The 24,119-nt window shown below is 71.4% G+C and carries 23 protein-coding genes; 14 read left to right on the top strand and 9 right to left on the bottom strand.

Annotated features, from left to right (window positions below):
- Nucleotides 1-4 precede the first annotated feature (4 nt).
- Genes HGAM_RS03270 through HGAM_RS17470 form a run of 6 tightly spaced genes read left to right on the top strand, consistent with a single transcriptional unit; the run spans nt 5 to nt 6,760 of the window.
- Entirely contained in the window at nt 5-784 is a 780-nt protein-coding gene (locus HGAM_RS03270) for an ABC transporter ATP-binding protein (RefSeq protein WP_019144042.1), read from the top strand.
- Complete coding sequence (locus tag HGAM_RS03275) at nt 781-1,566, top strand: ABC transporter ATP-binding protein (protein WP_019144043.1); 786 nt, start codon at nt 781-783, stop codon at nt 1,564-1,566. The genes HGAM_RS03270 and HGAM_RS03275 overlap by 4 nt, the downstream gene beginning before the upstream one ends.
- Nucleotides 1,563-3,401: an AMP-dependent synthetase/ligase gene (locus HGAM_RS03280; protein WP_019144044.1), complete on the top strand. Its 1,839-nt coding sequence runs from the start codon at nt 1,563-1,565 to the stop codon at nt 3,399-3,401. The genes HGAM_RS03275 and HGAM_RS03280 overlap by 4 nt, the downstream gene beginning before the upstream one ends.
- Nucleotides 3,398-4,294, top strand: a complete 897-nt coding sequence (locus HGAM_RS03285) for a branched-chain amino acid ABC transporter permease (RefSeq protein WP_019144045.1) — start codon at nt 3,398-3,400, stop codon at nt 4,292-4,294. Before HGAM_RS03280 ends, HGAM_RS03285 begins: the two co-directional genes overlap by 4 nt.
- Nucleotides 4,291-5,409 carry a branched-chain amino acid ABC transporter permease gene (locus tag HGAM_RS03290; RefSeq protein WP_019144046.1) on the top strand — a complete coding sequence of 373 codons (1,119 nt, stop codon included), beginning with the start codon at nt 4,291-4,293 and terminating at the stop codon, nt 5,407-5,409. The genes HGAM_RS03285 and HGAM_RS03290 overlap by 4 nt, the downstream gene beginning before the upstream one ends.
- Before the next feature lie 55 nt (nt 5,410-5,464).
- The gene (locus HGAM_RS17470; protein WP_019144047.1) at nt 5,465-6,760 is read left to right on the top strand and encodes an ABC transporter substrate-binding protein; all 1,296 of its coding nucleotides are present in this window, start codon (nt 5,465-5,467) and stop codon (nt 6,758-6,760) included.
- 51 nt (nt 6,761-6,811) lie between these two features.
- On the opposite strand, the gene HGAM_RS03300 is transcribed toward HGAM_RS17470, so the two are convergent.
- The gene (locus HGAM_RS03300; RefSeq protein ID WP_019144048.1) at nt 6,812-8,236 is read right to left on the bottom strand and encodes a CCA tRNA nucleotidyltransferase; all 1,425 of its coding nucleotides are present in this window, start codon (nt 8,234-8,236) and stop codon (nt 6,812-6,814) included.
- 41 nt (nt 8,237-8,277) lie between these two features.
- Between HGAM_RS03300 and HGAM_RS03305 the strand changes: the two genes are divergently transcribed.
- From HGAM_RS03305 to trxA, 5 genes are all read left to right on the top strand, one after another.
- Nucleotides 8,278-10,317 carry a DUF6049 family protein gene (locus tag HGAM_RS03305; protein ID WP_019144049.1) on the top strand — a complete coding sequence of 680 codons (2,040 nt, stop codon included), beginning with the start codon at nt 8,278-8,280 and terminating at the stop codon, nt 10,315-10,317.
- On the top strand, nt 10,314-11,975 hold the full coding sequence (gene murJ / locus HGAM_RS03310; protein WP_019144050.1) for a murein biosynthesis integral membrane protein MurJ: 1,662 nt from the start codon (nt 10,314-10,316) through the stop codon (nt 11,973-11,975). The genes HGAM_RS03305 and murJ overlap by 4 nt, the downstream gene beginning before the upstream one ends.
- A 118-nt stretch (nt 11,976-12,093) precedes the next feature.
- Nucleotides 12,094-13,596 (top strand): protein kinase family protein, encoded by a 1,503-nt coding sequence (locus HGAM_RS03315; RefSeq protein WP_147543488.1) that lies wholly within the window; start codon nt 12,094-12,096, stop codon nt 13,594-13,596.
- An 85-nt stretch (nt 13,597-13,681) separates the two neighbouring features.
- Nucleotides 13,682-14,650, top strand: coding sequence for a thioredoxin-disulfide reductase (gene trxB, locus HGAM_RS17475; protein WP_020691395.1), 969 nt, complete (start codon nt 13,682-13,684; stop codon nt 14,648-14,650).
- 26 nt (nt 14,651-14,676) lie between these two features.
- On the top strand, nt 14,677-15,003 hold the full coding sequence (gene trxA / locus HGAM_RS03325) for a thioredoxin (RefSeq protein ID WP_019144053.1): 327 nt from the start codon (nt 14,677-14,679) through the stop codon (nt 15,001-15,003).
- A gap of 57 nt (nt 15,004-15,060) precedes the next feature.
- Here the strand turns inward: trxA and HGAM_RS03330 are convergent, their stop codons facing one another.
- The 8 genes from HGAM_RS03330 to rpmH form a co-directional block, all read right to left on the bottom strand.
- Complete coding sequence (locus HGAM_RS03330; RefSeq protein ID WP_019144054.1) at nt 15,061-15,945, bottom strand: ParB/RepB/Spo0J family partition protein; 885 nt, start codon at nt 15,943-15,945, stop codon at nt 15,061-15,063.
- On the bottom strand, nt 15,945-16,901 hold the full coding sequence (locus tag HGAM_RS17480; RefSeq protein ID WP_019144055.1) for a ParA family protein: 957 nt from the start codon (nt 16,899-16,901) through the stop codon (nt 15,945-15,947). The genes HGAM_RS03330 and HGAM_RS17480 overlap by 1 nt, the downstream gene beginning before the upstream one ends.
- Before the next feature lie 94 nt (nt 16,902-16,995).
- Complete coding sequence (gene rsmG, locus HGAM_RS17485) at nt 16,996-17,616, bottom strand: 16S rRNA (guanine(527)-N(7))-methyltransferase RsmG (RefSeq protein WP_020691394.1); 621 nt, start codon at nt 17,614-17,616, stop codon at nt 16,996-16,998.
- Nucleotides 17,613-18,077 carry a Jag family protein gene (locus tag HGAM_RS03345; RefSeq protein ID WP_019144057.1) on the bottom strand — a complete coding sequence of 155 codons (465 nt, stop codon included), beginning with the start codon at nt 18,075-18,077 and terminating at the stop codon, nt 17,613-17,615. Before HGAM_RS03345 ends, rsmG begins: the two co-directional genes overlap by 4 nt.
- On the bottom strand, nt 18,074-19,057 hold the full coding sequence (yidC, locus tag HGAM_RS17490; RefSeq protein WP_019144058.1) for a membrane protein insertase YidC: 984 nt from the start codon (nt 19,055-19,057) through the stop codon (nt 18,074-18,076). The genes HGAM_RS03345 and yidC overlap by 4 nt, the downstream gene beginning before the upstream one ends.
- Nucleotides 19,042-19,284: a membrane protein insertion efficiency factor YidD gene (gene yidD, locus HGAM_RS19985; protein ID WP_020691393.1), complete on the bottom strand. Its 243-nt coding sequence runs from the start codon at nt 19,282-19,284 to the stop codon at nt 19,042-19,044. Before yidD ends, yidC begins: the two co-directional genes overlap by 16 nt.
- Nucleotides 19,281-19,625 carry a ribonuclease P protein component gene (gene rnpA, locus HGAM_RS03355; RefSeq protein ID WP_038951528.1) on the bottom strand — a complete coding sequence of 115 codons (345 nt, stop codon included), beginning with the start codon at nt 19,623-19,625 and terminating at the stop codon, nt 19,281-19,283. The genes yidD and rnpA overlap by 4 nt, the downstream gene beginning before the upstream one ends.
- Nucleotides 19,626-19,628: 3 nt before the next feature.
- On the bottom strand, nt 19,629-19,766 hold the full coding sequence (gene rpmH, locus HGAM_RS03360) for a 50S ribosomal protein L34 (RefSeq protein ID WP_019144060.1): 138 nt from the start codon (nt 19,764-19,766) through the stop codon (nt 19,629-19,631).
- Between the two features lie 345 nt (nt 19,767-20,111).
- Here rpmH and dnaA point away from each other — a divergent pair, with 345 nt between their 5' ends.
- From dnaA to gnd, 3 genes are all read left to right on the top strand, one after another.
- Nucleotides 20,112-21,581 carry a chromosomal replication initiator protein DnaA gene (gene dnaA / locus HGAM_RS03365; protein WP_019144061.1) on the top strand — a complete coding sequence of 490 codons (1,470 nt, stop codon included), beginning with the start codon at nt 20,112-20,114 and terminating at the stop codon, nt 21,579-21,581.
- Between the two features lie 424 nt (nt 21,582-22,005).
- On the top strand, nt 22,006-23,148 hold the full coding sequence (gene dnaN, locus HGAM_RS03370) for a DNA polymerase III subunit beta (protein ID WP_019144062.1): 1,143 nt from the start codon (nt 22,006-22,008) through the stop codon (nt 23,146-23,148).
- Between the two features lie 41 nt (nt 23,149-23,189).
- On the top strand, nt 23,190-24,119 hold the full coding sequence (gene gnd, locus HGAM_RS17495) for a phosphogluconate dehydrogenase (NAD(+)-dependent, decarboxylating) (protein WP_019144063.1): 930 nt from the start codon (nt 23,190-23,192) through the stop codon (nt 24,117-24,119).

Genomic DNA, 24,119 nt, shown 5'->3' on the forward strand with positions numbered 1-24,119 from the left:
GAACGTGCTGTCGGTCCAGAACCTCGAGGTCGTCTACCACGACGTCGTGCTCGTGCTGCGAGGAGTGAGTCTCGACGTGCCGGACGGCGCGATCGTGGCCCTGCTCGGCGCGAACGGCGCGGGCAAGACGACCCTGCTGCGGGCCCTGTCGGGCCTGCTCGACGTCCACGACGGGAAGGTGACGAAGGGGCAGGTGCTGCTCGACGGCACCGCGATCGAGCGCTGGCCGGCGCCGCGCATCGTCCAGGCCGGGCTCAGCCAGGTCCTGGAGGGCCGCCGGGTCTTCGCCGAGTTCACCGTCGAGGAGAACCTGCGGGTCGGCGGGCACAGCCACCCCGACGGCCTCGACGGCGCCATCGGGGAGGTGTACGAGCTCTTCCCCGTGCTCAAGGAGCGCAAGGACCGCACGGCCGGCTACCTGTCCGGCGGCGAGCAGCAGATGCTGGCCATGGGCCGCGCGCTCGTCGCCCGGCCGAAGCTGCTGCTGCTCGACGAGCCCAGCCTCGGCCTCGCCCCGCGCATCGTGCAGCAGATCGCCGAGATCGTGCAGGAGATCAACGCCCGCGGCACCACCGTGCTGCTGGTCGAGCAGAACGCCACCATGGCGCTCTCCATCGCCCAGCACGGCTACGTCATGGAGCACGGCAAGATCGTCATGGACAAGCCGGCCGCCGCGCTCCTGGACGACGACGACATCCGCGACTTCTACCTGGGACGCGGCGAGCTGGCCACCTCGTACCGCGACGTCAAGCACTACAAGCGCCGCAAGAGGTGGTTGTCATGAGTCCCGACCCGATCCTGCAGGTCCACGACGTCGAGCTGCGGTTCGCCGGCGTCACCGCCCTGAGCGGCGTGACCTTCGACGTCCTGCCCGGCGAGCTGTTCGCCGTCATCGGCCCCAACGGCGCCGGCAAGACGTCCATCTTCAACGTGCTGTCGGGGGTGTACCGGCCCCAGCAGGGCAGCGTCCGGTTCGACGGGCACGAGCTCGTCGGCGTCCGGCCGCCGCGCATCGCCGCGATGGGCGTCGCCCGCACCTTCCAGAACATCGAGCTGTTCACCAACCTCGACCTGGTCGACAACCTCATGCTCGGGCGCCACCACCACCTCGGCTACGGCTGGCCGGCGGCTGTCGCGTGGTGGGGCAAGGCCCGCAACGCGGAGGTCGCGAACCGCCGCCGCGTCGAGGAGATCGTCGACTTCCTGGAGATCGAGGCCTACCGCGGCATGCCGGTCGGGATGCTGCCCTACGGCGTCCAGAAGCGCATCGAGCTCGGCCGCGCGCTGGCGATGGAGCCGCGGCTGCTGCTGCTCGACGAGCCGGTCGCCGGCATGAACGGCGAGGAGACCGAGGACATGGCCCGGTTCATCCTCGACGTCCGCGACGAGCTGGGCATCGCCATGATCCTCGTCGAGCACGACATGGGCCTGGTCATGGACCTGGCCGACCGGGTGATGGCGATGGACTTCGGCCGGCCGCTCGTCACCGGCACCCCCACCCAGGTGCAGGAGCACCCCGACGTCGTGGCGGCCTACCTCGGCCTGCCCGCGAAGGAGGACGCGTGAGCGAGCCGACCAGCCTGGCCCAGCGGGTCAGGGAGCACGCCCGCCGCACGCCCGACCGGGTGTGCCTGCGGGAGAAGAACCTCGGCCTGTGGGAGGAGGTGACCTGGGAGCAGTACTGGGCCACCGCCGCCCGCGTCGGCCACGCGCTGCTCGCGCTCGGCGTCCGGCCCGGCGACCGGGTCGCGATCCACAGCGAGAACCGGCGCGAGTGGCTCTACACCGACGTCGGCACCACCGCGGTGCGCGCCGCGACGGTGGGCCTGTACCCGACCAACCCGGCACCGGAGGTGCTGCACGTGCTGCGCGACAGCGGCGCCACCGTGGTCGTCGTCGAGGACCAGGAGCAGCTGGACAAGACGATGGAGGTCGTCGAGCAGCTGCCCGACCTGCGTCACGTCGTCCACCTCGAGCACCGCGGCATCACCGGCCGGTACGACGACCCGCGGCTGATGTCGTGGGACGCGTTCCTGGCGCTCGGCGACGAGCACGCCGCCGCGCACCCCGGGGCGGTCGACGCGCTCACCGACGCCGCCGAGCCCGCCGACCTGGCCACGCTCGTCTACACGTCCGGCACCACCGGCCCGCCGAAGGGCGCGATGCTGACCGTCGCGAACGTGGAGTTCGTCGTCCGCACGATCCAGCAGTCCGAGTCGTTCGTCAGCCCGCCGGCCGGGCCGAAGGACGTCGTGCTGTCCTACCTGCCGCTGTGCCACGTCGCGGAGCGGGTCTTCACGACCTGGTTCAACGCCGGGCTCGGCACCCAGGTCTGCTTCGCCGAGTCGATCGACACCGTCCAGCAGAACCTGCGCGAGGTGCAGCCGACGCTGCTGTTCGCGGTGCCGCGCATCTGGGAGAAGATCGTCGCCGGCGTCCACGTCCGCATGACCGGCGCCTCGCGGCTCAAGCGGGCCACGTTCGGCTTCTGGATGAAGGTCGCCGCCGGCATCGGCCGCGAGCTGGTCCAGAACCAGGGCCGGCACACCTGGCGCACGCGGCTCAAGTACGCCGCCGGCTGGGTGTTCGTCTACCGCCCGCTCAAGGAGCGGCTCGGCCTGGCCCACGTGCGGTACGCCGCCTCGGGCGCCGCGCCGATCTCCCCCGAGGTGCTCGTCTTCTTCATGGGTCTCGGCGTGCCGATGCACGAGGTGTACGGCATGACCGAGAACAGCGCCGTCGCCACCGCCAACATGACCGGACGCGTCAAGGTCGGCACCGTCGGTGAGGCCCAGCCGGGCGTCGAGGTCAAGATCGCGGCCGACGGCGAGGTCCTCACCCGGCACGACGGCACCTTCGCCGGCTACTGGAACAACCCCGAGGCCACGGCGCGCACGATCGACGCCGACGGCTGGCTGCACACCGGCGACGTCGGCGAGTGGGTCGACGGCACGCACCTGCGGATCACCGACCGGATCAAGGACATCATCATCACCTCCGGCGGCAAGAACATCTCGCCCAGCGAGCTGGAGAACGCGCTCAAGGCGTCCCCCTACGTCAAGGAGGCGATCGTCGTGGGCGACCGTCGCAAGTACCTGACCGCGCTGGTCGGGATCGAGCTCGACACCGTCGGCAGCTGGGCCCAGCAGCGGCGCCTGGCCTTCACCACCTACCGCGACCTCACCGAGAAGCCCGAGGTCCGCGCCCTGGTGCAGCAGGTCGTCGACGAGGTCAACACCGCCTTCGCCGCCGTGGAGACGATCAAGCGCTTCACGCTGCTGCCCAAGGAGCTCGACCACGACGAGGGCGAGCTGACCGCCACCCAGAAGGTGAAGCGCTCGGTGATCGCCGAGCGGTTCGCCGACCAGATCGAGCAGATGTACGCCGGGAGCCCCCAGTGACCGACTTCCTGCAGGCACTCGTCAACGGCCTCGGCCAGGGCTCGGTCTACGCCCTGCTCGCCCTGGGCTACGTGATGATCTACAAGGCCACGAAGGTGATCAGCTTCGCCCAGCCGTCGCTGATGATCATCGGCGGGCTGTTCGCCTACCACTTCACCCGCGTGTGGGAGCTGCCCTTCTGGGTCGGGCTCGTCATGGCCACGCTGTGCGGCGCGGTGCTCGGCATGGTGGTGGAGCGGCTCGCGATGCGCCCGATGGTCGGCAAGCCGGTGTTCACGCTGGCGATCATCACCATCGGCGTCGACATCGTGCTGCGCATCATCGCCAACCGGTACATCGGCGTGCAGTCCAAGATCGTCGAGTTCCCCGGCGGCTCGCAGCGCTACTCCGTCGGCGGCGTCTCGATCTCGCACCAGACGCTCGGGCTCATGGTGGTCACCGCGGTGGTGGTGGTCGGCCTGCTGACCTTCTTCCGCAAGTCGCGGACCGGCCTGGCCATGCGGGCGACCGCGCTGGACCAGGAGACCGCGCTCGCCCAGGGCATCAAGGTCGGCACGATGTTCGCCCTGGCCTGGGCGATCGCCGGCGGGCTGGCCGCGATCGCCGGCACCTTCGTCGCCACGCAGGCGGCCGGCATCGAGCAGACCACCTGGATCATCGCGCTCAAGGCCCTGCCGGCGATCATCATCGGCGGCCTTGAGTCGATCAACGGCGCCGTCATCGGCGGCCTGGCCGTCGGCGTCGTGGAGGCGCTCACCGCGGTCTACCAGCCCGACGTCGCCCCGTGGCTCGGCGCCAACTTCGCCCTCGTCGCGCCCTACGCCCTCATGTTCGCCGTCCTGCTCGTGCGTCCGTACGGCCTGTTCGGCCAGAAGGAGGTGGAGCGCGTATGAGCCGCTCCGCACTGCGCAACCGTCCGCTCCTGCGCACCGCGTACACGCAGGAGATGGCGATGCTCAACACCCCGGCGAAGCGCCGCTCGGTGCTGGCGATCGTCGTGCTCGCCGCGCTGCTCCCGTTCGTCGTGACCGACGACCTGCTGCTCGTGCTGACCCTCGGCATGATCGCCGCGGTCGGCGCGATCGGGCTCAACCTGGTCACCGGGTACGCCGGACAGGTCTCGCTCGGCCACGCGTTCTTCATCGGCCTGGGCGCCTACACCGGCGCCGTCCTGGGCGGCGACCCCGAGGGGCCGGTGCTCGGCTACGGGCTGCCGATGTGGATCTGGCTGCCCGCCGCCGGCGTGGTCGCCGCGCTCGCCGGCCTGCTGGTCGGACCGCTCGCCGTCCGCCTGCGCGGCCTGTACCTGGCCATCGTCACGCTCGGCCTGGTCTTCCTGGGCGACCACATCTTCCGCGAGGCGCGCGAGATCACCGGTGGTCCGGGCGTCGGCCGGCGCGGCCCTGAGCTGACGCTGTTCGGCATCGACTTCTCGCAGGACGGGGAGGTGCTCACCCGCAGCCAGCTGCAGTTCCTGCTGGCGCTCGTGTTCCTCGTCGTCTTCGCCGTGCTGGCCCGCAACATCACCCGCTCGGGCGTCGGCCGGGCGTTCGGCGCGGTGCGCGACCGCGACGTCGCCGCCGCCGTGATCGGCGTCGACCTGACCCGCACCAAGCTGCTGGCCTTCTCGATGTCGTCGTTCTTCGCCGGCGTCAGCGGCGCGCTCTACTACGCCGTGGTCGGCGTCTTCGAGCCCAGCGCGTTCAGCCTGCTGCTCAGCGTCCAGTACCTGGCGATGGTGCTCATCGGCGGCGTCGCCACGATCAGCGGCTCGATCATGGGCGCGCTGTTCATCGCCTCGCTGGGCCGCATCTCCGGAGAGATCGCGCACTGGCTGCCCTTCGTCAGCCAGTCGTCGGGCGGGTCCGGGCTGCTGTCGGTCTTCCAGCTCGAGGCGATCCTCTACGGCCTGCTGATCATCGGCTTCCTGATCTTCGAGCCGCGCGGCCTGTTCGGCATCTGGCTGCGCGTCCGCAACTACTGGAAGGGGTGGCCCTTCTCCTACTGACCCCGCTCCACCTCCCGGCGCGGCCGTCGGCCGTCCACCCCGAAAGGAACCCTGCATGAAGCTGCACACCCCCGTGCTGCGTGCGGCCGTCGGCCTCACGCTCACCGCGCTCGTCCTGACCGGCTGCCGCAGCGGCGGCGACGACGACGGGAGCGGCGCCACCGACGGCGTGAGCTCCGACCCCTGCCCGGCCAAGATCAACCCCGACAACGGCTGCATCTACCTGGGCGTCATCTCCGACCTCACCAAGGGCCCGTTCGCCCCGCTCGCGGTCCCGATCACCGACGCCCAGAAGGCGTTTTGGAAGAAGGTCAACGAGGACGGCGGCGTCGGCGGGTACGACATCGACGTCGAGAGCAACATCGCCGACGCCGAGTACAACCCCGAGGTCCACAACCGCAAGTACCAGGAGATGCGCAAGGACGTCGCCGCGCTCGCGCAGACGCTGGGCTCGTCCCAGACGCTCGCGATCCTCGAGGACATGAAGAGCGACGACGTCATCGGCGTCCCGGCCTCGTGGAACTCCGCCTGGGAGTTCGAGGACCAGATCCTGGAGAGCGGCGCGAACTACTGCTTCGAGGCGATGAACGGCGTCGACTGGGCCGTGCAGAACCGCGGTGTGAAGGGCAAGGTCGTCGCAGTCGGCTACCCCGGCGACTACGGCGGAGACGCCGCGGCCGGCGTCGAGGCCGCCGCCAAGGCCAACAACCTCGACTTCAAGAAGATCGAGACGCCGACCGGCCAGGACAACCAGGCCGGTGCGGTCGCCGCGATCCTCAAGGAGAAGCCGGACCTCGTCGTCGTCAGCACCGGCCCCGCCGAGATGGCCACGCTCGTGGGCGGCACCGCCGCGCAGGGCTTCAAGGGCACCTTCGTCGGCTCGAGCCCGACCTGGAACCCGGCGCTGCTGGACTCGGCTGCCGCGCCGGCGCTCAAGGCGCTGTACTTCCAGGCCGGACCGTGGGGTCCGTTCGGCTCCGACACGCCCGGCCACGAGGCCATGCGTCAGGCGATCGGCGAGGACGTGTCGCCCAACGACGGGTACACCGCCGGCTGGACCTGGAGCTACCCGCTCCTGGCCGCGATCGAGAAGGCCGCCGAGGACGGCGACGTGACCCGCGAGGCGATCGTCGAGGCGGCCAAGAACCTCGAGGAGGTCGACTACGAGGGCATCCTGCCCCCGGAGGCCGGCCGCACGACCGGTGAGCCGAGCGAGACGGCGTACCGGGCGAGCGTCATCAGCAAGGTCGACGAGTCCGCGCCCACCGGCGTGGCGATCGCCCAGGAGCTGACGGTCGGCCCGACGGCCGAGGGCTACGACTTCTCCGAGCCCTGCTTCAGCCTGCAGTGACCCCTCCGGCGACCCCGGTCCGGCACCCGCCGGACCGGGGTCGTCGCACGTCTAGGCGCGGGCGGCCCACCAGGCCCGCAGCGCCGCGGCGGCGTCGTCGGGGCTCATCGGCCCGCGGTCCATGCGCAGGTCGAGCAGGAACCGGTACGCCTCGCCGACCACCGGACCGGGCTCGACGCCGAGGAGCGCCATGATCTGCTGGCCGTCGAGGTCGGGCCGGATGGACGCGAGCTCCTCGGCCTGCGAGAGCACCTCGATGCGCTCCTCGAGGTGGTCGTAGGACCGGCGCAGCCGGGCGGCCTTGCGCTGGTTGCGCGTCGTGCAGTCGGCCCGCGTGAGGATGTGCAGCCGCTCGAGCTGGTCGCCGGCGTCGCGGACGTAGCGGCGCACCGCCGAGTCGGTCCACTCGCCGCTGCCGTAGCCGTGGAAGCGCAGGTGCAGCTCCACCAGCGTGCTCACCTGGTCGACGACGTCGTTGCTGTAGCGCAGCGCCTTGAGCCGCTTGCGGGCGAGCTTGGCGCCGACGACGTCGTGGTGGTGGAAGGTGACGGTGCCCCCGGGCTGGAAGCGGCGGGTGCGCGGCTTGCCGATGTCGTGCAGCAGCGCGGCGAGCCGGACGACCAGGTCGGGGCCGCCGAGCCGGTCCTCCTGCTCGATGGCCTGCTCCAGCACCGTGAGCGAGTGCTCGTAGACGTCCTTGTGCCGGTGGTGCTCGTCGCTCTCCAGGCGCAGCGCCGGCAGCTCGGGCAGCACGTGGTCGGCCAGGCCGGTGTCGACGAGCAGCGTGAGCCCGGCCCGCGGGTCACGGCCCAGCACCAGCTTGGACAGCTCCTCGCGCACCCGCTCGGCCGAGACGATCTCGATGCGCGCGGCCATGGCGGTCATCGCCTCGACGACGTCCGGCGCGGCGGTGAAGCCGAGCTGGGAGGTGAAGCGGGCCGCGCGCATCATGCGCAGCGGGTCGTCGTCGAAGGACTGCTCGGCCGTCACCGGGGTGCGCAGCACCTGCGCCGCCAGGTCGTCCAGCCCGCCGAACGGGTCGACGAACTCCAGCGACGGAAGCCGGACAGCCATCGCGTTGACCGCGAAGTCACGCCGGGACAGGTCGCCCTCGATGTGGTCGCCGAACGCGACGGTGGGCTTGCGCGACGTGCTGTCGTAGGTGTCGGCCCGGTACGTGGTGATCTCGATCTGGTCGTCGCCCTTGCGCAGCCCGATCGTGCCGAACTCGCGACCCACGTCCCAGAGGGCGTCGGCCCAGCCGGCCACGACCCGCTCGATCTCGTCGGGCGTGGCGGACGTCGTGAGGTCCCAGTCGACGCCCGGACGTCCCAGGAGCGCGTCGCGGACCGGGCCGCCGACCAGCGCCAGCTCGTGCCCGGCGGCCTCGAAGCGACCGGCCAGCTCGGCCAGCGGGGCGGAGGCGACGTGGCGCTCGACGGCGGCGCGCTGCTCGGGGGTCAGGGTCGGGGACACGAGGCACCACTGTACGCGGCGGCCCCCTCTACGATGTCGGGGTGACCACGCCCGCCCGACGTCGACTCGCGGGTCTCCTGGCGGTGCTGGCGACGGCCGTGCTGGCCCTCACCGCGACGCCCACCGCGACCGCCGCCGCCGATCCCGACGACCTGCAGGTGCGGCTGACGGCGATGAGCCAGACCCGGCTCGTCGAGGGTGCCCCGCTCGTCATGTCGGGCACCGTGACCAACCGGGGCAGCGAGACCTGGACCGACGCGCAGGCCTACCTGGTCATCGCCCCGTCGCCGTTCACCACGCGGGCGCAGGTCCGCGACGCCGTCCGCAGCTCGACCGCCTACACCGGTGTGCGCGTGGTCGAGCTCGACGCGATCGCCCAGCTCGGCGACCTCGCGCCCGGCTCCACGACGTCCTTCACCCTGCGCGTGCCCTACGGCCTGCTGGGCGTCACCGGCGCCGACGGCGTCTACCCGACCGGCGTCCAGGTGCTGGCCACCGACCCCGAGGGCGTGCGCGAGAACCAGGCCGTCGCCCGGGCCACGACCTTCCTGCCGCACCTGTCGGGCGCCCGGGCCCGCGTGCCGGTCTCGGTCGCCTGGCCGTTCACCAACCCCGACGTCCTCGGCAGTGACGGCACCTACCGCGACCCCGAGGCGCTGCTGGCCGCGGTGTCGCCGGCCGGGCGGCTACGCCACGTGCTCGACCTGGCCCGCACGTCCCCCGCGACGAGCACGTCGATCCTCGACCCCTCGCTGCTCGTCGAGCTGGACGACCTCGCCCGCGGCCGCCGGCTGCCCGGCGAGCTGGAGCTCACCGACGCCCAGCGCCAGCAGGTGACGTCCTTCCGCGACGACCTGCTGGCCTTCGCCCGGCGCACCTCGCTGTGGGTCGTCGACTACGCCGAGCCCGACGCGCTCGCTCTGTCGCGGCACACCACCGGCACCGCGCTGCCCGATGTCGTCGCCGACGCCACGACCCGCACCCTCGAGGACCTGGGTCTCTCCGGGCGCCGGGTCGTCTGGAGCCGCGGCGTCGACACCGCGCTGGTGGACGACGTGCGCCAGGACGGCGACCGGCCGCTGATCGTCCCGAGCGACGCGCTGGAGGACACCGAGTGGTCCGAGGGTGCCGTGGTCGGCTACGCCGGCGACGACGGCACCGTGCCGCTCGTGCTGCAGGACTCGGTGCTCGACCGCGTGCCCGGCGAGGACTCCGTGGTCGATCTGCGCCAGTGGCTGGCCTCGGAGTCCGCGCTCGCGTCCCTGCAGCGCAGCGTCGACCCCGACGCCACCACGGACGCCGTCGTCGTCCTGCCGCGCGGCTGGGACCCCGGCTCGCAGTGGGCCGCCGGTGATCTCGGCCAGCTCTACGACCTGCCCTGGGTCCAGGGCGCCTCGCTCGACACCCGGCTCGGCGGCACCGTTCCGCGCACGACGGCGACCGTGCCGTCCCGCTCCGACGCCGACACCCTGTCCGTCGAGCAGGTCCGCGCCGCCGAGCGGCTCGCCGAGCGCCAGCGGGCGCTGAGCTCGGTGCGCAGCTCCGACGACGACACGCTCTCGGACGAGCAGCGGGTCGCGGTCGCGGCCTCGGTCCGCTGGCGCGACGACCCGGCGGGCGGACGCGCGTACGTCCGTCAGCTCGAGCAGCAGCTCGACGACGAGCTCGGCGAGATCACCCTCGGCACCCCGCAGCAGGTGACGCTGTCGGGCAGCCAGGGCCAGTTCCCGCTCACCATCAGCAACGACACGGCCAGCCCGGTCACGGTCGGCGTCGAGCTCAGCTCGAGCCGTCCGGGCCTGACCCTGGAGGACGTCGACCCCGTGACGATCGATGCCGGGGCGCGCTACACGCTCACGGTGCAGGTGGACGTCGGCGACCAGGGCTCCTCGACCCTGCGCGCGTCCCTGGTCACCCCCGACGGCGACCCCATCGGCACGCCGGTCGACTTCAACGTGCGCTCGAGCGCCGTCGGCTCGGTGCTGTGGGTCGCCATCGGGCTGGCCGGCCTCTTCGTCGTCGTCGCCCTCGTGCGGCGCTTCCGATTCCGCCGCCGCGACCGCCGGGAGGGCACCGCGTGAGCACCGACGAGCAGCAGGGCGGCGGCGAGCTCGTCCGCGCCAGCGCCTGGATGGCCCTGGGCACGATCGTGTCGCGACTGAGCGGTTTCGTCCGGCTCTTCCTGCTCGCGTACGTGCTGGGCTCGGCGCTGGACGCCGACATCTTCAACAACGCCAACACCGTGCCGAACGCGGTGTACATCCTGGTCGCCGGCGGCATCTTCAACGTCGTCCTGGTGCCGCAGCTCGTCCGGGCCATGAAGAACGACCCCGACGGCGGCGACGCCTACGCCCAGCGCATCATGACGCTGGGCCTGGGCGTCCTGGCCGTGGCGACCGTCGTGCTGGTCGCCCTCGCGCCCCTCGTCGTCCGGCTGGTCTTCGCCGAGAGCTTCTTCGAGCCCGAGCTCGCCGCCCAGCGCGCGGACGCGGAGCTGCTCATGCGCCTGTGCATGCCGCAGGTCTTCTTCTACGGCGCGTTCGTGCTGGCCGGGCAGATCCTCAACTCGCGCCGCCGTTTCGGACCGATGATGTGGGCGCCGATCGTCAACAACGCGGTCGCCTGCCTCGTGCTGGTGACCTACGCGGTCGTCTTCGGCGCCGCGGAGCGCGGCACCACCGACGTCGACGGCTTCACCACCGGCGAGGCGTGGCTGCTGGGCGCGGGGTCGACCGCCGGCATCGTCGTGCAGGCCCTCGTGCTGGTGCCGTACCTGCGCTCGGTCGGGTTCCGCTTCCGTCCGCGCTTCGACCTGCGTGGCACCGGCTTGGGCCACACGCTGCGCCTGGGGTACTGGACGCTGCTGTTCATCCTGGTCAACCAGGTCGCCTTCGTGGTCGTGAACCGGCTGGCCACGTCGGCGACGGTGTCGGGCGCGACCGACGGCTCGACCGCCGGCGGCTCGGCGGTCTACCAGATGGGCTTCCTGATCAGCCAGGTCCCGCACGGGGTCGTGACGGTCTCGCTGGCGACCGCGCTCATGCCGACGCTCTCGGCGCTCGCGGCCGACCGGGCGTACGCGCCCATGCGGTCCGAGCTGATGCGCACGCTCCGGCTCGCGCTGGCCGTGGTGGCGCCGATCGCCGTCGGGGTGGCGTGCCTGGGTCCGCAGGCCATCGCCCCGCTGCACGCCTGGGGCTCGATCGGCGACAACGCCGAGGTCATCGGTCTCGCGGTGCAGGCGTTCGCGCCGGCCATCGTGCTGTTCAGCGTGCACTACGTGATGATGCGCGGCTTCTACGCCGACGAGGACACCCGCACGCCGTTCCTGGTGCAGACGCTGGTGGCCGCCACCAACATCGCGCTCGCCGTCACGTTCGTCCGCACGGTCGACCCGCAGCACGTCCCCGCCGCCCTGGCCCTGGCCTACGGCGGCGCGTACCTGGTCGGGTCCATCGCGGTCACGACGTTGCTCTCGCGCCGCATCGGCCGCGTGCTGGACGCCGTCACGCTCGGCTTCCTGCTTCGCCTGGCGGTGGACCTGGCCCTCACCGCCGCCGTCGTGCTGGGCGCCGTGCGGCTCCTCGACCTCGCCGGCCTGGACGTCGACGAGAGCGGCGGCGGCCTGGTCGCGCTGGCCGTCGGTGGCGTGCTGGGCGTCGTGACCTACCTCGTGGGCGGCCGCCTGCTGCGCATCGCCGAGATCGGCATGGTGCTGCGCGTCGTCACCCGCCGCTAGTCCGGCCGCGCGCGGCTGGGCCCATTGCCTAGGCTGGGCGCAAGCGGCGAAAGGGCTCGACATGGCGGACGCGCGGTTCCCCTCCTCAGGGGACCTCGTCGCAGGACGCTACGAGCTGATGGAACGCGTCTCCGAGCGCCTCGGCGCGGCGACCTGGCGGGCCCGCGACCACGTCCTGGAGCGCAACGTCGGCATCGAGACGCTCCCCGCCGACGATCCCCGGGCCAGCTCCTTCGTCGCGGCCGCCCGCGCGTCCACCGTCGTGGTCGATCCCCGGTTCCTGCGAGTCCTGGACGTGCTCGACGACGACGGCGGGTTCGCCGTGGTCGTCCGCGAGTGGGCCCGCGCCTTCCCGCTGGACCAGCTGCTGCGCCACGGCACGCTGCCGAACCGGCGGGCCGCGCTCGTCGTCGCCGAGGTCGCCCTCGCGCTGGCCAGCGCCCACGAGCAGGGACTCCACCACCGCCGGCTGTCGCCGCACCAGGTGCTGGTGAAGCAGTCCGGCGCCGTGCGCATCGTCGGCCTGGGCGTCGCCTACGCGCTCGCTCCCGGCCCCGACGTCCGCGAGGACGGCCGCGACCCCGAGCGTGAGGACGTCCGCGACCTGGGCCGGCTGCTGTACGCGTGCCTGGCGGCCCGGTGGCCCGGCGGCCCGACCGACGGCCTGCGGGCCGCGCCGACCGTCCACGGGCACGTGCTGCACCCGCGCCAGGTCGTGGCCGGCGTCTCCCGCGACGTCGACGAGGTGTGCGACCGCATCCTGGGCACGCCACCGCGGCACGGCGCCCGTCCGCTGCGCACCGCCCGCGACGTCGCCCACGAGCTGCGCGAGGTCGGCGAGGACGTCGTCCCGGACGAGCAGCCGAGCATGTCGCACCTGGACGGCTCGGACCTGCTGCGCATCGATCCCGTCGTCGTGCCGGCCGGCCCGCCACCCGGCCTGGAGCCGCCCCGGCGCCGGCCCAAGGCGTACGCACCCAAGCCCCCCACCTCGTGGCAGCGCGCCCGGGCGCGGGCCCGCCTCATGACGCACGGCGACCGGGCGCTGGTGCTGCTCGGCCTGGTCGGGGCCCTGCTGCTGTCGGGCACCCTGGGCTGGTTCGCCGCGCAGGTCGAGGGCGACGACGGCGGCTACGAGCCGCCCTCCGCCTCCGAGATCACCCGCCTGCCGGTCACCCGCGTCACGGCCATCGATCCGGAGGGTCGCGACGGCGGCGAGAACTCCGCCGACGCCGGACTCGCCGCCGACGACTCCGACGCGACGGCGTGGCGCACCTCCCAGTACTTCGGGTCCGCCGACTTCGCCGGCCTCAAGGACGGCGTGGGGCTCGTCCTGGACCTCGGGACCCAGCGCGAGCTGACGTCGGTCGAGGTCCGGGTCGGCGACGGTCCCACGAGCCTGTCGGTCTACACGTCGTCCACCCGCAAGAGCGCGCCCCGGTCCCCCGTCGGCATGCGCCTGGTCGCCAGCCGGCGCAACGTCACCGGCACGGTCAAGATGGAGCTCGAGGACCAGGTGCTGAGCCGGTACGTCGTGGTCTGGCTCCGCCGGCTCCCCGAGGTACGTCCCGGGGTGTTCCAGGGCCAGGTCCAGGAGGTCGTCGTCCGCGGACGGCCGTGACGTCCCGGGCCGGAATACCCACCACCTAGACTGCGTTGACGCCAGCACACCACCCCGTCGTGGGTCGTCCACCGAAAGGTCGTCCATGTCCGACGTTCGCAACCTGATCATCATCGGGTCGGGCCCCTCGGGTTACACCGCTGCGGTGTACGCCGCCCGGGCCAACCTGAACCCGCTCGTGTTCGAGGGCTCGGTCACCGCCGGTGGTGCGCTCATGAACACCACGGACGTCGAGAACTTCCCGGGCTTCCCGACCGGCATCATGGGCCCCGAGCTCATGGACAACATGCGCGCCCAGGCCGAGCGGTTCGGCGCCGAGCTGATCGCCGACGACGTGACGGCCGTCGACCTCAGCGGTCCGGTCAAGTCCGTCTCCCTCGCCGACGGCCGCACCTTCCAGGCGCACACCGTCGTCCTGGCGATGGGCTCGGGCTACCGCCGGCTCGGCATCGAGGGCGAGGACCGCCTGTCCGGCCACGGCGTGAGCTGGTGCGCCACGTGCGACGGCTTCTTCTTCCGCGACAAGGAGATCCTCGTCGTCGGCGGCGGCGACTCCGCCGTCGAGGAGGCCACCTTCCTGACCCGCTTCGGCTCCAAGGTAACCCTGGTGCACCGTCGCGAGGAGCTCCGCGCGTCCAAGATCATGCAGGAGCGCGCCTTCTCCAACCCCAAGCTGGAGATGGCCTGGAACTCCGAGGTCGCCGAGATCCACGGCGACGGCCTGCTCGAGGCGGTCACCCTGCGCGACACCGTGACCGGCGAGACCCGTCGCGTCCCGGCCTCCGCGCTGTTCATCGCCATCGGCCACGACCCGCGCTCGGAGCTGGTGAAGGGCCAGGTCGAGCTGGACGACGAGGGCTACGTCCTCGTGCAGCCCGGCTCCACCGCCACGAACCTGCCCGGCGTGTTCGCCGCCGGCGACCTGGTCGACCACACCTACCGCCAGGCGATCACCGCGGCCGGCACGGGCTGCTCGGCCGCGCTGGACGCCGAGCGCTACCTCGCCGACCTGTCCCTCGCCGGCGCCCCCGCGCCGGCCGAGTCCCTGCTCTGACCCACCACTCACCCGAAGGAGCCCTCGTGGCCAACATCGAAGCTGTCACCGACGCCGACTTCCAGAGCAAGGTGCTCGAGGCCGACGGTCCCGTCCTCGTCGACTTCTGGGCCAGCTGGTGCGGCCCGTGCCGCCAGGTCGCCCCGATCCTCGAGGAGATCGCCGCGGAGAAGGGCGAGAAGCTGACCATCGTCAAGATGGACGCCGACGCCAACCCCGTCACCCCGGCGCAGTACCGCGTGACCGGCCTGCCCACGATCAACCTGTACTACCAGGGCGAGGTCGTGAAGTCGATCGTCGGTGTGCGACCCAAGTCGGCCATCCTGGCCGAGCTGGAGGAGTACACCGCCTGAGCGTTTAGAGCGTCAAAGCAATAAGTCGACAAGGCAACTTGTCGGCTTATTGCTTTTCTAGGACGTCTTCGGGTCCATCAGCGCGACGATGCGCTCGAGGTCCTCGAGGGTGGCGAACTCGACGGTGATCTTGCCCTTGGAGCGGCCGAGATCGACCTTGACCCGGGTCTCGAACCGGTCCGAGAGGCGGGCCGAGACGTCGGCCAGCTTGGGCGCGGTCGGTCGCGGACGGCTGGTGCGGCGCTCCGCCCGGCCGTCCGGGCCGAGGGTGACGATCTCCTCGAGGGCTCGCACCGACAGGCCCTCGGCGACCACGCGCTGGGCCAGGCGGTCCTGCACCTCGGCGTCGTCGATCGAGACGAGCGCGCGGGCGTGGCCGGCGCTCAGGACGCCCGCGGCGACCCGTCGCTGGACGGCCGGGGAGAGGCGCAGCAGCCGGAGCGTGTTGCTGATCTGCGGGCGCGACCGGCCGATCCGCTTGGCCAGCTCCTCCTGGGTGCAGCCGAAGTCGTCCAGCAGCGCCTCGTACGCGGCTGCCTCCTCGAGCGGGTTGAGCTGGCTGCGGTGCAGGTTCTCCAGGAGGGCGTCACGGAGCAGGTCCTCGTCCTGGGTCTCACGGACGACGGCCGCGATGGTGTCCAGGCCGGCCTGCTGGTGCGCGCGCCAGCGGCGCTCGCCCATGATCAGCTCATAGGCCTCCGGACCGGTCTGCCGGACGACCACCGGCTGGAGCAGCCCGATCTCCTGGATCGAGTGCACCAGCTCGGCCATGTGCTCCTCGTCGAACACCTGGCGCGGCTGGCGCGGGTTCGGGACGATCTGGCCGAGCGGGATCTCGGCGAAGCGCGCCCCCTCGATCTCCTGCAGCCCGGCCTCCTTCGCCTCCGCCGGCGTCGCCGGGATCAGCGCCTCGAGCCCACGGCCCAGTCCACGTCGTGCCATCAGTCCTCCAGCCGTTTCGCCATGACGGTGATCTCGCGTGCAGCCTCCAGGTACGACAGCGCGCCCGAGGACGTGGGGTCGTAGGTGAGGACGGTCTGCTGGTAGCTCGGAGCCTCCGAGATGCGCACCGACCGGGGGATGGCCGTGCGCAGGACCTTGTCCTGGAAGTGCTCACGCACCTCCTGCGCGACGCCCGCCGACAGGTTCGTGCGGGCGTCGTACATGGTCAGCAGGATGGTGGTGACCTCCAGGCGCGGGTTGAGGTGCGCGCGCACGAGGTCGATGTTGCGCAGCAGCTGACCCAGGCCCTCCAGCGCGTAGTACTCGCACTGGATCGGGATGAGCACCTCGCGCCCCGCGACCATGGCGTTGACCGTGAGCAGACCCAGCGAGGGCGGGCAGTCGATCAGCACGTAGTCGACCCGGCGTCCCGCGCGCTCACGCACGTCGAGATAGCTCTGCAGCGCCTTGTCGAGGCGCGACTCACGAGCCACGAGCGAGACGAGCTCGATCTCCGCGCCGGCCAGGTCGATGGAGGCCGGCAGCACGTCGAGGGTCGGGTGCTCGGGGCACGTCTGCACGAGGTCGACGACGTCGTCGCCCTCGACGACCGCCTCGTACACGCCCGGCGTGCCCTCCGCGTGCGGGATGTCCAGCGCGGTGGACGCGTTCCCCTGCGGATCGAGGTCGACCACCAGCACGTTGAGTCCCCGCATGGCCAGCGCGGCGGCCACGTTCACGGTGGTCGTCGTCTTGCCGACGCCACCCTTCTGGTTGGCGACCACGAAGATCCGGGTGTCCGCCGGACGGTCGAAGCGCTGCGTGCGCTCGACCCGGGCGGCCAGCTGCACGTGGTCCGCGGCCTCACGGGCGAGGGGAGTGGCGTCGTCCAGGCCGAGGCCGGCACCCGGGCCGGCCAGGGCGCCGGCCGACGGGGCGCCGAGCGGGTTGTTCATCGAGGCGGCTCCTGCGTTTCACGTGGAACAGTCGGCTGCCAGCCCACGGGCTGGGGCGACGGCGGGGTCGTCCAGGGCCATCCGGTCGGCTCGCTCATCGCGCCACCTCCACCACGGTCGTCGGGTCGTCCTGCGGGCCGTACGTCGTGACCACGATAGACCGGGCCCCGAGCTTCCTGAGCACGGCGCCGTCACGATCCACCTCGTCCTGGGCGGACCGGCCCTTGAGCGCGAGCAGCACGCCGCCGGGTGCCACGAGGGGCAGGCACCACCGGGCGAGCCGCGCCAGCGGGGCCACCGCCCGCGCGGTCACGACGTCGTACTGCTCGCGGACGTCCTCCGCGCGTGAGCGCAGCACCCGGACGTTGGCGAGCTCGAGCTGGTCGACGACCTCCTGCAGGAAGATCGTCCGGCGCTGCAGCGTCTCGATGAGCGTGACCTGCAGGTCGGGACGGGCGATCGCCCAGACCAGTCCCGGCAGTCCCGCGCCCGTGCCCACGTCGGCGACCGTGCAGCCCTCGGGCACGCGGGGCAGCACCACGCCGCAGTTCACCAGGTGGCGCTCCCACAGGCGCGGCACCTCGCGCGGCCCGATCAGACCGCGCTCGACCCCGTCCGTCGCCAGTCGGTCGGCGTAGGCGCCCATGGGCGCCAGCCGGTCGCCGAACAGCTCGTGCGCGGCCGGCGGGGGAGTCGTTTCACGTGAAACCGTCACGAGGCGGGCAGGACGACCACGTGGCGGGACGTCTCGAGACCCTCGGACTCGCTGGCGAGACCGGCCTCGGCGACGACGTCGTGGACGACCTTGCGCTCGAACGGCGACATCGGGGCCAGGGCGACGCGCGCGCCGGACTCCTTCACCTGCGTGACGGCCTCCTCGGCGAGCTTCACCAGCTCCGCCCGGCGGGCGGCGCGGTGGCCGTCGATGTCCAGCATCAGCCGGCTGCGCTCACCGGTCTCGCGGTACACGGCCAGGCGGCACAGCTCCTGCAGGGCGTCAAGCACCTCGCCGTCGGGACCCACGAGGGACCGCAGGTCACCACCGGCGATGGACACCGACGCCCGGTCACCGTCGACGTCCATGTCGATGTCGCCGTCCAGGTCGGCGATGTCGAGCAGGCCCTCGAGGAAGTCGGCGGCGACGTCACCCTCCTGGATCAGCTTGTCCTGGCTCATCGGTTCCCCTTCCCTCCGCCGTTGGGCGGGTTCTGGCCCTTCTTGCGCTGGCTCCGCGGCTGCTTCTTCGGCTGCTGGCGCTGGCGGACCGCCTTCTGCTCCTCGGTCTCCGTCTCCTCGGCCGGCACGACCTCGCCCTTGACGACCTTGCCCTTGGCCTTGTCGCGCTCCTGCTTGGCCGCGAAGGCGGGGGTGCCGGGCGCCGGGTTGCGGCGGATCACGTAGAACTGCTGGCCCATGGTCCACAGGTTCGTGGTGGTCCAGTAGATGAGGACGCCGATCGGGAAGGCGACGCCGGAGATGGCGAAGACGAACGGCAGCACGTAGAGCAGAAGCTTCTGCTGCTGGGCGTACGGGCCGTTCAGTGCCTCGGCCGGCATGTTCTTGGCCATCAGCTGGCGCTGGGTGGTGAACTGCGTGGCGCACATCGCGACCACGAGCACGACCGCCAGGATGCGGGTCTCCCACAGGTTCGTGTTGACGAACGTGTCGGCGATCTTGCCGCCGAGCAGGATGGCGTTCGACAGGCTCTCGGCCTGCTCGCCGGACAGGAAGCCGCGCGCGCCCTCGGCGCCGTTCTTGGCCGCCTGGTCGAGCACGCGGAACAGCGCGAAGAAGATCGGCATCTGCACGAGGATCGGCAGGCAGGACGCCAGCGGGTTCGTGCCGGTCTCCTGGAACAGCTTCATCTGCTCCTGGGCCAGACGCTCACGGTCGTGGCCGTACTTCTTCTGCAGCTCCTTGATCTTGGGCTGCAGGAGCTGCATGTTGCGGCTGCTCTTGATCTGCTTGACGAACAGCGGGATCAGCAGCGCACGGATCGTGACCGTCAGGCCGACGATCGACAGCGCCCACGTCCAGCCGGAGTCGGGGTCGAGCAGCTGGGCGAAGAGCCAGTGCCAGGCGAGCAGCACGCCGGACACCGCGTAGTACAGCGGCGTCATGATGGCCGAGCCGATCGACCCTAGGAAGTCGAGCATTCAGTTCCTCCGTGACGGACGGGCACCGGGTCGAGACCGCCGGCGCTCCAAGGATGGCATCGAGCGAGGCGACGGACCGCGTACCAGCTGCCGCGCACGGAGCCGTGGGTCTGCACCGCCTCGAGGGCGTAGGCCGAGCAGGTGGGGTAGTAGCGGCAGACGTCGCCGTACATCGGGCTGATGACCAGCCGATACCCCTTGAGCAGCGCGACCAGGAGGTGCTTCACGACGTCACCAGACGTCGCGCGACGGTCGCGAGGGCGGAGTCCAGGTCCGCTCCCAGTTCGACCGAGCTGGCCTGGGCGGCCGAGGGATGCGCGCGCACCACCAGGTGGGCGTCGGCCGGCAGCGCGTCGAGGCGCTCGCGCACCAGCTCGCGCAGCCGGCGCTTGACGCGGTTGCGCACCACGGCCGGGCCCACGCGGCGGCTCACGACGAAGCCGACCTCGACCGGGCCCGGAGCCGTGGACGCATGCACCACGAGATGCGAACGGCCCGCACGCACGCCGGAGCGCACGACGGACCGGAAGCTCGCACTCGCCCGCATGCGGTGCGCACGCGGGAGCAAGGCTCAGGCAGACAGCTCGGCGCGGCCCTTGCGGCGGCGCGAGGCGAGGATGGCGCGACCGGCACGCGTGCGCATGCGGAGGCGGAAGCCGTGCTTCTTGGCGCGACGGCGGTTGTTCGGCTGGTAGGTGCGCTTGCTCACGGGGAGATCCTGTTCTTCGTCGACGGGCGGCGTGATGCTCGATCGCCACCGCTCGCCCGCGGACAAGACGTCCTGCGGGCAGGCGGCAGTGGTCGTGACAACGACTATCCAACGGTACGGGTGCCCTCCCGTCCGGTCAAACTCGCGCGCAATAGACGATCCGGCGTCGGGCGTCCAGACGACACGCCGTACCGTGGACCCCTCAACCAGCGAACCACTTGTGACCGAGCGCTCGACGCTGCTAGCGTCGCCGGGTCGCGGGGGCTTTTCCACAGCATCGAGGGCCCGGAGGCCCCGGACATGCACACCTTGTGGAAAATCATGTGGATGCGAGCAAGGGGAGACATGAGCGATCCGGGGACCACTGACGAGAACGACGCCGTCGAGGCGTGGTCGCGCACCGTCGAGACGCTGTCCCCGGGGATGAAGGTGTGGGTCTACTCGGCCCGCCCGGTCACCCTGCACGGCAACACGCTCATCGTCGCCGTGCCCGACGACCTCACCCGCACCCAGCTCGAGACGCGCGTCCGGGCCGCGCTCGAGGAGTCGCTGAGCGCCGCCTACGGCCAGCCGATCCGCCTGGGGGTCACCGTCGATCCGTCGATCGCCGAACAGCCGGGTAGTCATACTGACTTGTCGACAAATAGATTTGACGTCAGGAAGCCCGAGCCGGTGGCCGAGGTGGAGGACGACGACGAGGACGACGAGGACGAGGAGTTCGTCCCCAGCTGGGCCGGCCGGCAGACCGCCGCCCCGCCGCGCAGCGGCTCGGCCGCCGAGGCCCGGCTCAACCAGCGCTACATCTTCGACCGCTTCGTCATCGGCTCGTCCAACCGGTTCGCGCACGCCGCGGCCGTCGCGGTCGCCGAGGCACCGGGCAAGGCGTACAACCCGCTGATGATCTACGGCGACTCCGGGCTGGGCAAGACCCACCTGCTGCACGCCATCGGCCACTACGTGCTCCACCTCTATCCCGGCACGCGTGTGCGCTACGTGAACTGCGAGGAGTTCACCAACGACTTCATCAACTCCATCGGCGACAACCGGCAGGCCGCGTTCAAGCGCAAGTACCGCGAGACCGACGTCCTGCTGGTCGACGACATGCAGTTCCTGGAGAACAAGAAGGAGACGCAGGAGGAGTTCTTCCACACCTTCAACGTGCTCCACAACGAGAACAAGCAGATCGTCATGACCTCCGACCGCCACCCGCGGTACCTGGAGAACCTCGAGGACCGGCTGCGCACGCGCTTCCAGTGGGGCCTCACCACCGACGTCCAGCCGCCGGACCTGGAGACGCGCATCGCGATCCTGCGCAAGAAGGCGGCGATCGAGAAGCTGACCGCGCCAGCCGACGTGCTGGAGTTCATCGCCAGCAAGGTGCAGACGAACATCCGCGAGCTGGAGGGCGCACTCATCCGGGCCACGGCGTTCGCCAACCTGAACAACCAGACGGTCGACCTGCAGCTGGCCCAGATCGTGCTCAAGGACCTCATCCCCGAGGGGGGTGAACCGGACGTCACGGCGGGCCTGATCATGGCCCAGACCGCCGCCTACTCGAACTTCTCCATCGACGAGCTGTGCGGCACCAACCGCAGCCGCAACCTGGTGCAGGCGCGCCAGATCGCCATGTACCTGTGCCGCGAGCTCACCGACATGTCGCTGCCCAAGATCGGCCAGGAGTTCGGCGGCCGCGACCACACCACGGTCATGCACGCCGAGCGCAAGATCCGCAAGCTCATGGCCGAGAAGCACGCCGTCTACAACCAGGTCACCGAGCTCACGAACCGCATCAAGCAGCAGGCGAAGCAGGCCTGAACCGGCCCGATCGAGCCGAAAGTGCCTCCCGGAACGACCCGGGAGGCACTTTTTTTGTGTTTACACAGCTGGGGACAGACCTGTGCACATCGCCGGACGGCTGTGGACGTGACGGGGGACGACGGTGGGTCGCGTGTGGGGACGAACGACACGTCCACACCCGACGGGGCGTCGTCCACGACACCGCCCGCAACGCTGTCCACGGGGCGACGCCTACTCCCACCTGGCCAAACAGGGGTTTTCCACGACATCCACACCGGCTACTACGACTACGACAGAACTACATACCGCGTGAAGGGCCGAAGCAGGACGAGCCGTGTTCCTGTGGACGTCGGGGCCGACAGGTCCGGTACCGGAGACCCCTGGAGCCGTGGCAGGATTCATGTCGTTCCCCCGAGCACGACCTTCCGAGAGGCGACACCAGGTGAGATTCCGGATCGAACGCGACGCGCTCGCCGACGCCGTGGCATGGACGGCCCGCAGCCTGCCCCACCGTCCGAGCGTCCCGGTCCTCGCCGGCCTGCTGGTCGAGACCGGTCCGGACGGGCTCACGCTCTCGGGCTTCGACTACGAGACGTCCACCCGCGCCACGCTCCCGGCCGAGGTCATCGACGACGGTCGTGTGCTGGTCTCCGGCCGGCTGCTCGCCGAGATCGTGAAGTCGCTGCCGAACAAGCCGGTCGAGCTCACGCTGGACGGCACCAAGGTCGCGCTGACCTGCGGCGCCTCGCGCTTCAGCCTGCAGACGCTCCCGGTCGAGGAGTACCCGCAGCTGCCGACGATGCCCAGCTCCTCGGGCACCGTGAAGTCCGACGAGTTCGCCCAGGCCGTGGCCCAGGCCGGCGCCGCCGCGGGCCGCGACGAGATGCTGCCGCTGCTCACCGGCATCCGCCTGGAGATGGAGGGCTCGACGATCTCGCTCATGGCGACCGACCGCTTCCGCGCCAGCCTGCGCGACGTGGCCTGGGCCCCCGAGCAGACCGAGGTCTCGGCCCACGCGCTCGTCCCCGCCCGGGTGCTCACCGACACGGCCAAGTCGCTCGTCTCGGGCAGCGACGTGACCATCGCGATCGCCACCGGTGACGCCGGTGACGGCCTCATCGGCTTCGAGGGCACGGTCGGCACCGGCACCCGCCGCACCACGACCCGCCTGCTCGAGGGCGACTTCCCGCGCGTCCGTCAGCTGTTCGCCACCCAGGGCGAGACGGTTGCCTACGTCGCGACCCAGTCGCTGGTCGAGGCGGTGCGTCGCGTGTCGCTGGTCGCCGAGCGCAACACCCCGGTCCGGCTGACGTTCTCCGACGGCAGCCTGCTGCTCGAGGCCGGCAGCGGCGACGAGGCCCAGGCCTCGGAGTCCATCGAGGCGACCATCGAGGGCCCGGACATCTCGATCGGCTTCAACCCCAGCTACCTGCTCGAGGGCCTGTCGGTCATGCAGGAGCCGGTCGTCCACCTGGCCTTCACCCAGCACACGAAGCCGGCCGCCCTGGCCGGCGTCCCCGAGGTCGGGGCCGTCCCCGACTTCGCGTTCCGCTACCTGATCATGCCGGTCCGGCTGCAGAGCTGACCGGTCCCACCACCCCACCCTCGCGAGGAGCTCTGGTCCGCGTGCACATCGGCCTCATCGGTCTCGGCAAGATGGGCGGCAACATGCGCACCCGCATGCGCAACGCCGGCATCACCGTCGTCGGGTTCGACCACAACCCCGACGTCCGCGACGTCGACTCGCTCGAGGCGCTCGTCGAGGCGCTGCCCGCCGACGCCCCGCGCGTCGTGTGGGTCATGGTCCCCGCCGGCGACCCCACCCGCGAGACAGTGCGTGCGGTCGGCGCCCTGCTGCGCGAGGGCGACGTCGTCATCGACGGCGGCAACTCGCGCTGGACCGACGACGAGATCAACGCCCAGGCGCTCGCCGAGCGCGGCGTCGGCTTCGTCGACTGCGGCGTCAGCGGCGGCGTCTGGGGCCTGGACAACGGCTACGCGCTGATGGCCGGCGGCTCGGCCGATGACATCGCCAAGGCGCAGTTCGCCTTCGACGCGCTCAAGCCCGAGGGTGACTCCGGCTTCGTCCACGCCGGCCGCGTGGGCGCCGGCCACTTCTCCAAGATGGTCCACAACGGCATCGAGTACGCGATGATGCAGGCCTACGCCGAGGGCTGGGAGCTGCTGGAGAAGGTCGACCTGGTCGACAACGTCACCGAGGTCATGGACTCCTGGCGCGAGGGCACCGTCGTGCGCTCGTGGCTGCTCGACCTGCTGGTCAAGGCGCTCGAGGAGGACCCGGGCCTGTCGAAGATCCGCGGCTACGCCGAGGACTCCGGCGAGGGACGCTGGACGGTCGAGGCGGCCATCGAGAACGCCGTCGCCACCCCGACCATCGCCGCCTCCCTGTTCGCGCGCTTCGTCTCGCGCCAGGATGAGTCCCCCGCCATGAAGGCGGTCGCCGCCATGCGTCAGCAGTTCGGCGGTCACGCGGTGCGCGCCGCGCAGGAGGAGGGCCTGGACCCCGCCTCGGCGGACGCCTCCGACCCCGTCTGA

It is taken from the genome of Aeromicrobium massiliense JC14, assembly GCF_000312105.1.
Classification (GTDB): domain Bacteria; phylum Actinomycetota; class Actinomycetes; order Propionibacteriales; family Nocardioidaceae; genus Aeromicrobium; species Aeromicrobium massiliense.